The 13,824-nt window shown below is 30.5% G+C and carries 11 protein-coding genes; 3 read left to right on the top strand and 8 right to left on the bottom strand.

Annotation, left to right across the window (positions count from 1 at the left end):
- Genes ACEWL1_RS03485 through ACEWL1_RS03475 form a run of 3 tightly spaced genes read right to left on the bottom strand, consistent with a single transcriptional unit; the run spans position 1 to position 2,941 of the window.
- Positions 1–1,218: a murein hydrolase activator EnvC family protein gene (locus tag ACEWL1_RS03485; protein WP_409231891.1), complete on the bottom strand. Its 1,218-nt coding sequence runs from the start codon at positions 1,216–1,218 to the stop codon at positions 1–3.
- Positions 1,218–1,991, bottom strand: coding sequence for a DUF4292 domain-containing protein (locus tag ACEWL1_RS03480; RefSeq protein WP_409231890.1), 774 nt, complete (start codon positions 1,989–1,991; stop codon positions 1,218–1,220). The genes ACEWL1_RS03485 and ACEWL1_RS03480 overlap by 1 nt, the downstream gene beginning before the upstream one ends.
- Positions 1,988–2,941 (bottom strand): tetratricopeptide repeat protein, encoded by a 954-nt coding sequence (locus ACEWL1_RS03475; RefSeq protein WP_409231889.1) that lies wholly within the window; start codon positions 2,939–2,941, stop codon positions 1,988–1,990. The genes ACEWL1_RS03480 and ACEWL1_RS03475 overlap by 4 nt, the downstream gene beginning before the upstream one ends.
- 117 nt (positions 2,942–3,058) lie before the next feature.
- Here ACEWL1_RS03475 and ACEWL1_RS03470 point away from each other — a divergent pair, with 117 nt between their 5' ends.
- Positions 3,059–4,927: an ABC-F family ATP-binding cassette domain-containing protein gene (locus tag ACEWL1_RS03470; RefSeq protein WP_409231888.1), complete on the top strand. Its 1,869-nt coding sequence runs from the start codon at positions 3,059–3,061 to the stop codon at positions 4,925–4,927.
- On the opposite strand, the gene ACEWL1_RS03465 is transcribed toward ACEWL1_RS03470, so the two are convergent.
- From ACEWL1_RS03465 to ACEWL1_RS03450, 4 genes are all read right to left on the bottom strand, one after another.
- Positions 4,928–5,644 (bottom strand): 3'-5' exonuclease, encoded by a 717-nt coding sequence (locus ACEWL1_RS03465; RefSeq protein WP_409231887.1) that lies wholly within the window; start codon positions 5,642–5,644, stop codon positions 4,928–4,930.
- Between the two features lie 86 nt (positions 5,645–5,730).
- Positions 5,731–6,657, bottom strand: a complete 927-nt coding sequence (locus ACEWL1_RS03460; RefSeq protein ID WP_409231886.1) for a T9SS type A sorting domain-containing protein — start codon at positions 6,655–6,657, stop codon at positions 5,731–5,733.
- Between the two features lie 163 nt (positions 6,658–6,820).
- Entirely contained in the window at positions 6,821–7,927 is a 1,107-nt protein-coding gene (locus ACEWL1_RS03455; RefSeq protein WP_409231885.1) for a hypothetical protein, read from the bottom strand.
- A gap of 120 nt (positions 7,928–8,047) precedes the next feature.
- Positions 8,048–10,822 carry a TonB-dependent receptor gene (locus ACEWL1_RS03450; protein ID WP_409231884.1) on the bottom strand — a complete coding sequence of 925 codons (2,775 nt, stop codon included), beginning with the start codon at positions 10,820–10,822 and terminating at the stop codon, positions 8,048–8,050.
- A 195-nt stretch (positions 10,823–11,017) separates the two neighbouring features.
- On the opposite strand from ACEWL1_RS03450, the gene ACEWL1_RS03445 reads away from it, so the two are divergent.
- Both ACEWL1_RS03445 and ACEWL1_RS03440 read left to right on the top strand, forming a co-directional pair.
- Positions 11,018–11,719 (top strand): response regulator transcription factor, encoded by a 702-nt coding sequence (locus ACEWL1_RS03445; protein ID WP_409231883.1) that lies wholly within the window; start codon positions 11,018–11,020, stop codon positions 11,717–11,719.
- A 12-nt stretch (positions 11,720–11,731) separates the two neighbouring features.
- The gene (locus ACEWL1_RS03440; RefSeq protein ID WP_409231882.1) at positions 11,732–12,769 is read left to right on the top strand and encodes a sensor histidine kinase; all 1,038 of its coding nucleotides are present in this window, start codon (positions 11,732–11,734) and stop codon (positions 12,767–12,769) included.
- Here ACEWL1_RS03440 and ACEWL1_RS03435 read toward each other — a convergent pair.
- Complete coding sequence (locus ACEWL1_RS03435) at positions 12,743–13,783, bottom strand: glycosyltransferase (protein WP_409231881.1); 1,041 nt, start codon at positions 13,781–13,783, stop codon at positions 12,743–12,745. The two genes, ACEWL1_RS03440 and ACEWL1_RS03435, sit on opposite strands and share 27 nt — an antisense overlap.
- Between the last annotated feature and the right edge of the window lie 41 nt (positions 13,784–13,824).

Genomic DNA, 13,824 nt, shown 5'->3' with positions numbered 1-13,824 from the left:
TTACCTTTTTAGCAACCAACTTGATGGGTTTTGTCGTTGTGTTTCTCTGTGTAACACAAAAACTAATGTTGTTTTTCCAGTAACTTTATTGGTAAATATTTTCCCTAAAACTTGTCCCGTTACAACGTTATCGCCTTTATTTACCGTTAACGATTCTAAGTTATTATAGGTTGTAATGTAATTTCCGTGCTGAATTAAAATGGCTTTTCTTCCGCCAGATAAAACTTGTATTGCCAATACTTTTCCGTTAAAAACACTTTGAGCTGTTGCACCTTGTTCTGTGGCAATATGTAACCCAGAACTTGTAATTGTAATTCCACGTAATGTTGGGTGCAATTGTTTTCCAAATCTACGAACAACCAATCCGCTTTTTACTGGCCAAGGTAGTTTTCCTTTGTTTTGTTCAAATTTTAATGCTAAGGCTTTTGCTTCTGGAGTTAGTGCAAAGCTGGTAGATTTTTTATTTCCTTTTTTTGCATTCGATTTAGCAATAGCGTCTTTAATAATTTTATCTATCTGAGCAGCAATTTTACGTTCTTCTTTTTGCTTTGCATTTATTTCTCTGATGTATTGTTTTTCTTTTCTTTTGATTTGAGAAACTAATTTTTCTTTGTTTTTTTTATCAATTTCAATTTTTTGTTGCTCTTCCGTTTCTGCTTTTATCAACGTGTCTTTTGCTTGTTTTGTATATAAAAGCGAATCGTTTAGTTTTTTTATTACATCCGTTTGTAAAACAATTTCTTGTCCTTGTTTTTTTCTAAACTTAGTATATTGTTTCATATACTGAACACGCTTATAGGCTTGCTGAAAACTCTCTGAAGACATTAAAAACAACAACTGACTTTGTTTAGATTTGCTTTTGTATGATTTAAAAATCATATCGGCATAATCTTTCTTTAAAGAAGTAAGTTGCTTAGTAAGTTTTGAAATTCTTTTTTCGTTTTGCCTTATTTCTGATGATAAAAGCGCCACTTCTTTATTGATAGATGCAATATAATCTGCTCTAGTTGCTATTTTCTGATTAAGATCTTCTAAGGCATCTAAAGCATTTTTTTCTTTCTTTTGTTCTGTAAACAGCAACTTGTTAACTTGAAGAATTTCTTGCTTTAACTTTTTTCTTTTTTCTTCTAATTCTTTTCTTGTTTGCGCCTGAGAAGTAGCAATATTAGAAAATAACGCAATCAGAAAAACACAGAAAAAAAGGTTAAAAGGTTTCATTAAAAAACAACTTGTTTATATCCGTTGGGTACTTTAAAAGGTGTAGAAAACTTTTTATTAAAAATAACCGATCTATATTCTATATCAATATTTGTAAAGCTGTTATTACCAAATGCTCTAATTTCGATATTCTTCGGAAACACTTCTCCGTCTGTTGTTGTATATCTTTTATAAGCTACTTTTAAGGATTGATTTTTTTGTGAATTATACAACTCTTGCTTGTCTAATTTAAAGTGAATTGGATTAATCCAAAACAAAATATCGAACAATGCTTTTTGCTCTACAGGAATTAATAAATGCGCGTTATTATCTACAACAGCTTTGTATTTTTGAGCATTCAAATCAAAAATTGTTTGTCCTAATAATAAATTTTGCAATTGTGTAAAATTCACTTCCGTTCCTAACATTTTTTCTAGCAAGTCAAAATTACCTTTAAAGTAGGTTCTATTTATTTTTTCGTAATAACTAACAGAATTGGGTGTTATTTTAACTCGTGCTGCAATTACACCATAATAAGTAGCATTTAACCAAATAACCTTGTCTTTATCTATTCGTAATTTTACCGTTAAGCTTTCGTCGTTTTTATTGTCTTTATAGGCAACTTTAAGTCTTGCTTCTACTGTGTTTTTATGAAATTTGTTTTGGAGGTGTTTTTTAGAAACTTTCTTTGCCGAAATTGATTTTATATCAGCAGAACTACCAATTGCTGTTCTGCTAGATTTACATGAAGTAAATGCTAACATTAAAATGATTACAACTCTAAAAAATTTCATTTTTGTTCTTCTTTTTTACGTAATGCTAACGCTTTATTTTTGTTTTTTATTGCTTCTTTTTTGTTTCCTAATTTACCATAACTTATGGCAAGTTCTTCGTAAAAATCGGCTTCTAAATTATGATCATCAATCACAAAATCTATTCCGTTTGATAGTTGTTCAATTGCTTTTTCAAAGTTATTACTCTGATTTAACGCTTTTGCATTCATTAAATAAACAAAAGCTTGCGCAGGAAACAACTCTAAACCAATCTGACTATAAGACAGCAAAACATTGGTGTTGGTATTTGCCGACAAAGTTAATATTTTATAAAGCGCCTCAAAACTTTTATCAGATTCAAATTCTTTAATAAATTCTGGCAAACCTTTTACTTTTTCGATTTTTGTTGCAACAGTAGATTTTACAAACTCTTTTCTTAAATGAATTAAACCCGGTGTTAATTGATTTGTTTTTTCTAAATCATTCAGCAGTATTTTTGCTTTTTCTAGTTGATTGTTTTGAAAATATAAATACACTAATTTTTCTCTTCCTTTCGGATTGATTTTTACAATTTTTTCTTGAATTACAATCGCGCTTTTAATATTGCTAGATGCCAAATATATTTTTCCTAAATGTTCTAAAACCCAATAATTTTTAGGCTCAATTTTTAAAGCTTGCAGTGCATATTGTTCTGCTTCTAAAAAGCGTTTCATCATTAAATAATTTTTAGAAAGCTCAAACAACACAGAAATATCATTTGGTTTTAACTCGTTGCATTTTTCTAGATTTTCTATGGCAACTCTATAGTTATAAATAGCTTTTTGTGCCAAAGCTTTAAAAAAATGATCTTGAAATTTTAAAAAATTTTCCTCTTTTAAATTTGGTGAAATAGGAATGCTATCTTGTGAAAATCCAGCAATTGGATTCCACAAAAAAAGAAGTAAGAAAAAAGAAGTAACGCTTAATTTCATTAGAATTATAACTAATAACGTTGCAAGATAGTATTTATAATATTTCTTAAAAGATAAATTGCCTAAAACCTCTTATAGTTTGATTAGTTTTTAGGTTCTTTGTAAAAACTTTTTATAGTGAATTACTTATCAGTAGAAAATATCTCTAAATCTTACGGCGAAAGAATTCTTTTTGAGGATCTTTCCTTTGGAATAAACAAAGATCAAAAAGTAGCATTTGTTGCCAAAAACGGAAGTGGAAAAACATCCATTTTAAACATTATTGCAGGTTTAGATATTCCGGATACCGGACAAGTAATTAGTAGAAAAGGAATTCAGATTTCGTATTTAGCACAAAACGATGAGTTAGACCCAACACTTACCATTAAAGAAGTTGTTTTTTCTTCAGAAAACAAAACCTTGCAAGTTATTGAGCAATACAATAAAGCGTTAGAAAATTCAGAAAATGCAGAAGCGTATCAAAAGGCTTTTGAATTGATGGAACAACACAATGCTTGGGATTTTGATACTCAATACAAACAAATTTTATCAAAATTAAAGTTCGATAATTTACATCAAAAGATTTCTGAGCTTTCTGGTGGACAAAAAAAACGATTGGCTTTAGCAACTATTTTAATTAATAAACCCGATTTATTAATTTTAGACGAACCTACAAATCATTTAGATTTAGAAATGATTGAATGGTTAGAAAGTTACTTTGCTAAAGAAAAAATAACGCTGTTTATGGTTACGCATGATCGTTATTTTTTAGAACGTGTTTGTAATGAAATTGTTGAATTAGATCACGGAAAATTATACAGATATAAAGGCAATTACTCGTATTATTTAGAGAAAAAAGAAGAACGAATTGCACTAGAACAAACTACGGTAGAAAAAGCAAAAAACCTCTACAATAAAGAGCTAGATTGGATGCGTCGTCAGCCAAAAGCTAGAACCACAAAATCTAAATCTAGAATTGATGATTTTTACGAAATCAAAGAAAAAGCACACAAGAGAAGACAAGATCATCAAGTTCAGTTAGAGATTAATATGGAACGTTTAGGGAGTAAAATTCTAGAACTTCATAAAATTAAAAAATCTTTTGATGATACATTAATTTTAGACGGATTTGAATACGTTTTTAAACGTGGAGAGCGCATCGGTATTATTGGTAAAAACGGAACAGGAAAGTCATCTTTTTTAAATGTAATTACGCAAAAAATCCCTGTTGATGGCGGTAAAGTTGTACTAGGCGAAACTGTAAAATTTGGGTATTATACACAAAGTGGAATCGTTATAAAAGAAGGACAAAAAGTAATTGAAGTTATTAGAGAATTTGGGGAATTTATTCCGTTAACCAAAGGACGAAAAATTACCGCTGGTCAATTATTAGAGCGGTTTTTATTTGATAGAAAAAAACAACACGATTTTGTAGAAAAGTTAAGTGGAGGCGAACAAAAACGCTTGTATTTATGTGCGGTTTTAATTCAGAATCCAAACTTTTTAATTTTAGATGAACCCACAAACGATTTAGATGTTGTAACCTTAAACGTCTTAGAAAATTTCTTGTTAGATTTCCCAGGAAACTTATTAGTAGTTTCTCACGACAGGTATTTTATGGACAAAATAATGGATTCTCTTTTTGTTTTTAGGGGAGAAGGAGTGATCGAAAATTTTCCGGGAAATTATTCAGATTTTAGAGCCTATGAAGATTCTAAACCTAGAGAAGAAAAACCGAATATCCCTTCATCAAAAAAAGAAGTAACAAAAACTGTTTCTAAACCAAAAGGAAAATTAAGTTTTAACGAAAATAGAGAATTTGGTTTGCTAGAAAACGATATTGCTAAGTTAGAGAAAAAGAAAACTCATATCGAACATCAGTTTGCAAATAACGAAATTTCTCCGGAAGAAATTAACGAGAAATCACAAGAATTAGAGAAAATTATTTTCGATTTAGAACAAAAAGAAGAACGTTGGTTAGAACTTTCAATGAAATTAGAAGGCTAATTAAGCTCTTACAATTTGAAACTCTTCAAGCAATTCTTCATTATTAAAACGCAATACTAATTGCGCAACAGCAATGGTGTCTTTTTCGCAATACGTAACAATTCTATCTAAATCTTTCTCTTTGTAATATACGCTTGCAACTTCGCTACCATCAATGTCATCTTTCGGAGAAGGAATTCCTAAAATAGACGTTAATAATTTTAAAGAAGAATAATGTTTATAATCTCCAAATTTCCATAATTCCATGGTGTCTAAGTGCGGAATTTCCCATGGCTTTTTACCAAACAGATTCAGTTTTTTTGGCAATTCAATTCGATGAATAATCATTCTTCTTGCGATATAAGGAAAGTCGAATTCTTTTCCGTTGTGGGCACACAAAACATGTTCGCTCTTGTTAAAATGTGTGTCTAATAGCCTCTTAAAGTCTATTAACAACTCTTTTTCATCATCCCCAAAAAACGATTTTACACGCAATTGTTTTTCGTTCTTTTGATTCACAAAATACCCCACCGAAATACATATTATTTTTCCGAATTCAGCCCAAATTCCGGCTCGTTCGTAAAATTCTTCAGCAGTAAACTCTTCTTTACGTTGGTAGGCGGTTTTTTGATCAAAAAGTTGTTTTGTGATTTCAGAAACTGAGTTCCAAGATGCTTCTTGTGGAACCGTTTCTATGTCTAGAAATAAGATGTTTTCTAGTTTTAAATGTAAATTCATAGCAGTAAATTTTTACTGTGAAGTTACTAAAAATAAAAAAGCCTCGAAAATTCGAGGCTTTTTTTTATATAGTTTTCTTGCAAAAGTTATTCTATAACTAATTTTTTAGTAGCCACTTTATCTCCTTCAAGAACTTTCATAATATAAATTCCAGAGTTTATATGAGAAACATTTAATTGCTTCGTTGCTCCAGAGAATTTTTGTTGAAAAACACGTTTTCCTAAAACGCTATAAATAGAAACTTCTTTTTCGTTAGAGTTTGAAGTTCTTACTGTTAACAATCCATTATTAACTGGGTTTGGGTAACTAGAAAATCCTTCAATGGTGTTCTTTCCTACTGATGCTGTAGCGTCAGAATATACTAATACATCAGCAAAAGTCTGACCTATCATTAAATCATCAACTCGAACAGTTTCATTTTCTTCTGAATCAGACTGTCTTAGGTCAAAACTTAATATTGTCGCTGCTCCTGTTCCAGTACCAGAAATAGATGTATCTGTTGAAGCAGTAGGGTCAATCCAAAGTTGAGCTGTACCAGTTACTTGGTCAAACTTTATAATTGCTCTATATACTTGGCCAAATGTTAAGTCAGTAGCCCAATTTGCTTCAGCTGTACTTGATGATGATGAAATTCCAACGGTATAGTCACCACCGCTTCCTCCGGTTTGAATATCCATTCTCGCTTTGAATCCTAAGTGAGTAAAATATTCAAAGTCTGATCCAGCTTTGTATGGAGCTCCCAAATCATCTACAGAAAAATCAAAAGCTACATAAATATCTCCTGAAACTGAAGCAAATGGAATTTTGACATCCTCGTCAGGAGTACCATGTTGAACAACAGCTTTACCTGAAGAAACTAAAAAATTTCCTGCTGTTCCACTTACGTTTTCCCAGGTACTATTTCCAACGAGACTTCCATCAGTATAAGAAAAGTTTTCAGCTAGAATAACTTGTCCAAAAGACATTGCCGAAATTAATATGAATACTAAAGTTAAAAAGTAATTTTTTTTCATGTATAAAAGTTTAAAGGTTGAATTAATCCCTAAATATATAAAATAATTCTTTATTTTCTTCGTTACAGAGAAATTTTCACAATGTAACATATTGGTTTTAAGTATTGCTTAAAGTAAAAAAGCAGGTTTTCCCCTGCTTTTTTACTCTAATTAATTCTAAACTTTACAAACCAACTGCCCAACCTGCTGTCCAAGTTGGTGCTAATTTTCCATTTCCAGCTCCTGTAGTTGTACCTTCAGTAAAATACGTTTCTGTTCCTGTATATTCATGTTTTGTTGTAACATTATCAAACTGAATGTTTGTAAATACAATGTTTCCATTTTTTACATTATCGTTTGCTGCAGTATCGGTTGATTTAATCTTAATTCCTAAATCAAAACCTGAAGTATAAATATTAGACGCTGTCCAATGTCCTCCACCTTCTTTAATGTATAATGCTCCTTCAGAGCCAGGACCAACAATTGAAATATTTCTTAAAACTGCTGTAGTTGTTGGACTAGCATTTCCGTCATCACCGTTATTAGAACCTTCAATTCCTGCTTTTGTTCCTTTGCTTATGTACCAGTATTCACCAGTTCCAGACCATCCATCAGCAAAATCAATTGAATCATCTCCAGAACCTGTAGAAACTAAATATTTACCTGTAACTGTTCCTCCAAAAAATTCGATTCCGTCGTCACCACCATTATAAGATTGCACGTATTCGAAAGTTGTTCCAGAACCCACACCGAATAAAGAAACTCCGTTAAATTCTTTTGAACCATTAAACGTTGCTCCTGTATATTCTACTCTTAAATACCTGATTGATCCAGAATTGTCATTTGCAACTGTTCCTCCATATGTTAAATCAGAAACTTCAGCAGTTGCTGTTGCTCCTTTGTTTGTTGGTGCTTTTCCGCAAATTACCAATCCGCCCCAATCTGCTGGTGCTGGAGTAGCTTTAGAGGATGTCATTACCACAGGATTATTTGCAGTTCCTTCAACAAAAATTTGAGCTCCTTGAGCTACTGCAATATAAGCACTTGTTCCTCCAGATGCTTTTATTACAGTTCCTGCAGGAATTACTAATTTAGCTCCTTCTTCAACCACTAGTCCACCAGTTAAATTGTATTCTACACTTGCGTCTAAAGTGACTGTTCCTTGTGTAATGATTCCTTTAAAATTTGTTGGGTCTACTTGAAAACCTATTGTAGGTTCATCATTAGAAGTTGTACAGTTTGAAAAAGCAATTGCTGCAATTGCTAAAATCGATAAAATAGTTTTTTTCATTTTGTGTTTTAATTATTTTCTTCCACAAAGAAATGGCTTCTGTTTGGTGTGTGTTTTATCTAAAGTTTAATAGTTTGTTAAGCATAAACCTATGTTGTTACGCTTATGTTAAGCGTTTTTTTAATCTAATTTATAAGTAAGTGATACACTTGCGTTTACTCCGTTTTTAAAAGAAAGTACTTCTACATTTTGAATTTCTTGCACTCTTTTAATGGATGGGTTTAAAAGGTTTTTTAAAGAAAAGCCAATTTTAATCTTTTTAGAAAGTTCTGATTTTAATATTACATCTAAACTTCCAACTCCTTTATCAATATGATCTCCTTTTCCAGCAGAACCAATTGCGTACACTCTATCTGAAAAATAATTGTACGTTATGGTTGCTAATAAATTAGCTGTCTTAGAAAAATCTTTTTTATAAGTTACATCTGCATTTAAAATTAAATCTGATGCTCCTGTTAATCTTCCTTCTGTGTTTGTAAAGTTTACATTTAGGTTGGTTTCGTTGATTACTTTAAGTCTGTCAAAATCTTGATTCGAATGCATATATGACGCATTAAATCCGGCAGATAATTTATTTGTCAATACCTCTGTTTCTTTATCATTTTCTAATGAAAAAAGGTTTTTTCTAATTTCAAATTCTGCTCCAAAAATAGTTGCTTGTTTTCCTGTATTTACATAAGAAATATCGTTTGTTGCAGAAGCAACAATGACTTCGTTAATTGGATTTTGAATAATTTTTCCAAATCCGGTTATAGAAATAACTTCTTCTCTTCGTGGAAAATACTCCCAACGTATATCTGCATTGTAATTGGTAGATAAATTTAAATCTGGATTTCCGAATTTAATTTGAGTTACTTCTTCGAATTGAAACGGAGCTCGTTCTTTATATTGTGGTAATGTGTACGATTTACTTGCTGCTAATTTTAAATTATTTTTGTCATTTACTTCATATTTAAACGTTGCGTTTGGTAAAAACTCAAACTTTGTAAAAGTGCTTTTATCTCCTGCTGGATCTAAAGAGGTTTTCCAACTAATATCTTGGTACAAATACTCAAATCGTACTCCTAAAACTGCTGTAAATTTTGGTGAAAACTTGTAGCTTGTTTCTAAAAACCCTCCATTTATAAATTGTTTGCCAAAATAGATTTGTGGATCTAGTGCGTTTGCTGTTGAAGCATCACCTCTAAATGTTTCTATTTTAAAAAAGTTGTTTGTTAAGCTAGATTGATTAAAATACGCATTTAAATTTGATGGATCAACAATTGGTTGTGCTGCATTTCTATTGATTCTAAAATTAAATTGGGTTGCTTTAAAATCTACTTTTTTAAATCTTCCACTATAACCTGCTGTAAATTTTCCTTTGTATGCTTCTTCTTTGTCTTTTGCGAAAAGGTAAGTAGTTGAAAAATTTGCCGAAACTTCATCTTCAAACAATTCTTGGAAAAAACGATGATTATCAGAAGCTGCTAAATCAGAAACTATTTTTACTCCTGTTGGATCATTATTATCTTTAGGAACCAACATATTTTGTCTTCTGTCTGGAATTACATTGTTAATATGATTGTATGAAATTCCCCAATCAACAGTAACTTTATCTCCAATTTTATGATTTCCCAAAAACTGATTTACAAACAATGCTGTTTTATCAAAAGTTGCTCTTTTTACAAAACCTCCACCATTACTTGCGTTGTCAAAAACATTAATTATTCCACTATATTCATCTAAACTTTGATTTGAAGAATTGACAAATAAAGAACTAAATTTATATGTGTTTTTTGCATTTACTTTATATGCAGCGTTTAACATTACTGTTGTATTCGTTTTATAACTGTATGATTTAAAGGCATAATCTGTATACGCTAAACCTTGTGCATTTACACTTCCTCTTTGTATTCCGTCTTTAAACTTATATCCACTAGAAAATGATGCTGTTCCAAATAAATTAAGCTTTCCTTCTTCTCCTATGTAATATTTTTTCCCTCCTTTTATAGAAATATTTGTTGCAATCGGAGTTTTAGAAACATTGTCCCAACTTGTTGTAAAATTATATCCCGTTAAAGCATTTGTTGGATATTCATTTTTATAAAAGCCTAAAGAATTAGGTCCGTCTTGTAAATAAAAATCACCTGAAAGATTAGAATTTGTTCCAGAACCAATTCCAATTTCCATAGATGGTTTTCCAACGTGTGCTTTAGATACAATATTTACATTTGCGCCACCAAAATCTCCATAAATTGTTCCATTATATATTTTATTAATGTCTATTTTTTGAACAATATCTGTAGAAAATAAATCTAGCGTAATATTTTTTCTTGATGGATTATTTGATGGAATTGGCAATCCGTTTAATGTAGTAGAGTTGTACCTGTCTCCTAAACCTCTTACAAAAATGTAATTAGAGCCTTCTTGTTTAGAAATCCCGGTTGCTTTCGTTACGGCAGTTGCCAAATCAGAAATTCCTTTATTTTCTAATTCTTGAGCGCCAATAGTCGTCTTAATTGCAACTGCTTTCTTTTGATCTAATAAAATTGCAGAAACTTTTGCTCTGTTGATAGTTGATTCAATTTTTATTTCATCTAATGTAACTCCGTCTTCTACACTTAACTTTTCGTTAATAATTAAGGTTTCTTTACCTTTTACATCAATCTGTTTTTCTAACGTTTTATATCCAATAAAACTAAAAACCAGTATGTGTTTTCCTGCATCAACATTTAGTAAATAGTTCCCGTCAAAATCTGTTGTTTGCCCAACAGTAGATCCTTTTATAAATACATTTGCAAATGGTAAAGGTTCATTATTAGAGTCTGCATCGGTTATAATTCCTTTTACAGTTCCTTTACTTTGAGCAGAAATTAATTGACTTAAAAATACAAATACAATGATTATTTTTTTCATTTTTTCTTTACTATATATTATTATCTTTTAACATACTGCAAATGTCTAGTGGCTTTGTAAAGGAAATGTTAGACTAAAATTAACCTTGCGTCAACAGAAGGTTAAGTCTAAGTTAAGTCTTTAAATGATTGTTATGTAACCTTTGATTTACAATATTTATCCATACTTTTGAACTATAAATGTCAAAAGACAATCATGAAAAAAAGTGATATTAAGATTTTATTAGTTGATGATGAGCCAGATATTTTAGAAATTGTTGGATACAATTTAAAAAATGAAGGGTATCAAGTTTTTACAGCAAAAAACGGTGCTGAAGGTGTAAAAACAGCAAGAAAAGTAATTCCGCATTTAATTCTGTTAGACATCATGATGCCAGAAATGGATGGAATTGAAGCTTGTGAAAAAATTAGAAAAATTAAAGAGTTAGAGCATGTTCTTATTTCTTTTTTAACTGCAAGAGGAGAAGATTATTCTCAGGTTGCTGGTTTTGATGCTGGGGCTGATGATTATATAACAAAACCTATAAAACCAAAAGTTTTAGTTAGTAAAATTAAGTCATTATTAAGGCGTTTAAAAAATAACGAGGAGCAAGAAACCACTACCAAAATTGGTGATATTATAATCAACAGAGAGGAATACGTAGTTTTTAAAGGCGATCAAAAAATTGTCTTGCCTAAAAAAGAGTTTGAACTTTTTTCTTTATTAACGTCTAAACCTGGTAAAGTATTTAAGCGCGAAACTATTTTAGATTCTGTTTGGGGAAACGAAGTTGTTGTTGGCGGAAGAACCATTGATGTTCACATTAGAAAGCTAAGAGAAAAAATTGGTGATGATTTCTTTAAAACCATCAAAGGCGTTGGTTATAAATTTGTTTTAGAAGAAGAAACCAACAACTAAAAACCTTTTTTTGTGAAGTTAAAAAAAACATATTCTTTTGCAATTATCACAGCTATATATTTAGTACTCTTGGTTATTGTTATCAATGTTTTGACTTATTTTTTATATCAAAAAATTGGCTTTTGGGTGTTGCCTTTTACTGTTTTAACGCTATTAATAATTTCCTTTTTTATCATTCAGTATAGAGTTGAACACTTTATTTATAGGCGTGTTCGTAAAATATATGACGATGTTTCTCTCTTACAAATTGAAGATTTAAAAAGAAAGTCTGTTACGACAGATATGGAAACTCTTTCTAAAAGTCTTCAAAAATTTGCCGAAGGAAAACGTATTGAAATCCAAAATTTAACAGAAAGAGATTCTTTTAGGCGCGATTTTTTAGGAAATGTTGCGCACGAATTAAAAACGCCGTTATTTACTGTTCAAGGCTATTTACTAACCTTAATTGAAGGTGCATCAAAAGATAAAGAAATTCTAGAAAAATATTTAAAAAGAGCCAATAAAGGTGTAGAAAGATTGGCGGCTATTGTGAAAGATTTAGATATGATTGCCAAATTAGAAACCGATGGTTTAAAAATAGATTTACAACCATTTAATATTCTAGAACTCGTTCAAAATGTATTTGATTTGTTTGAAATGAGAGCGAAAAAAAAGAACATTTCTTTAGTCTTTGACAGAATCTATGAATTTCCTATTTATGTTATTGGTGATATTGAAAAAATTGAACAAGTGCTTATCAACTTAATTGTAAACTCAATTAAATATGGTAAAATTGGTGGTGTAACCAAAGTTGCTGTAGATGATTATAACGAAAATAAATTCATTATTAAAGTTTCAGATAATGGAGAAGGCGTAAAGCAAGAACATATTTCTCGTTTGTTTGAACGTTTTTACAGAGTTGATCAAAGTAGATCAAGAAATCAAGGTGGTTCTGGTTTAGGTTTGGCAATTGTAAAGCATATTATTGAAGCGCATAACCAAACCATTCTTTTAAAAAGTACTTTTAAAGAAGGTTCAGAATTCTCATTCTCTCTTGAAAAGGCAAAGTAACTTTTTGTCTAATTTATTTTGATTACAAGAAAGTCCAATGTAGTTTTTTACTTCATCCAAAGCACTCAACTTAAAATCTTCTTCTTTACTAAAAGGAGCACATTTTATCACTTCTAAATGCTTTGCCAAATATTCTTGTTCTGTTTGACTTTTTGTCGGAATAAAAAACGCTTGCTTTTCTAAAACTGCCAAATCCATAATCGATGAGAAGCCAGATCTACAAATAATAATTTCTGATTGATTGATTTCTGTTTCCAATTCTTTTGAAAGTAAATAATTATAAACGGTTAAGTTTCCGATCGTTTTTTTTGTTTGATTTTCTTCAATCTTACCTTGTACCAACACTACTTTTTTAGGATAGTTTTTAAAAACTTGTAATAGGTTTTCTTCTAATCTTTTTCTTTGCGACTCGATGCCCGACAGCACAATTAAAATCGAGTTTTTAATTGGAATATTTACTTTTTCAAAGCGACTTAAAGCGCCAATATATTTTAAGTTTAATTTTTTATTAGTTGATTTAGAAAGTTTTCCTGACAAAGAATTTTCTTTTGAATCTGGTACCCAACATTCATTAAATTTTTGAATGATTTTCTGATGAATTTTTGTTGAAAAAAAAGTAAAAAATCCTGATAACACATTCAATTGATGCGTGATATACACAGACGGAATTTTCGCATTTCTAACTCCAAAACGATTGTCAGAAATGATCCCAACAACATCGTTGTTTTTAGCAATAAAATCACCAATAACAATGGTTTCTTTTTGTATTGCTTTTATAATTTTTGGAAACTGGATTAACAATCCTAATTTTAAATTTTTAGTATAAGAAATGTTGTAAGATGGTAATTCTAAACTTTCTAAATCTGGAAATTCTTTTTGTAAAAATGCTAAAGCTTTTCCGTCTGAAGCAAGTATAGGAACGAAGTTGTTTTCTAATAAAAAATGAATGATTGGCACACATCGAGAAGCATGACCTAATCCCCAATTTAGCGGTGCAACAATTATTTTTTTCACAAAGTTAATTTTAGGTTGCGACTCTGCTCAACCCGACAATA

Source organism: Polaribacter gochangensis (assembly GCF_046224025.1).
Lineage (GTDB): Bacteria > Bacteroidota > Bacteroidia > Flavobacteriales > Flavobacteriaceae > Polaribacter > Polaribacter gochangensis.
Note: the sequence above shows the minus strand (reverse complement) of the source record. Positions and strands in the feature narration are given on the sequence as shown.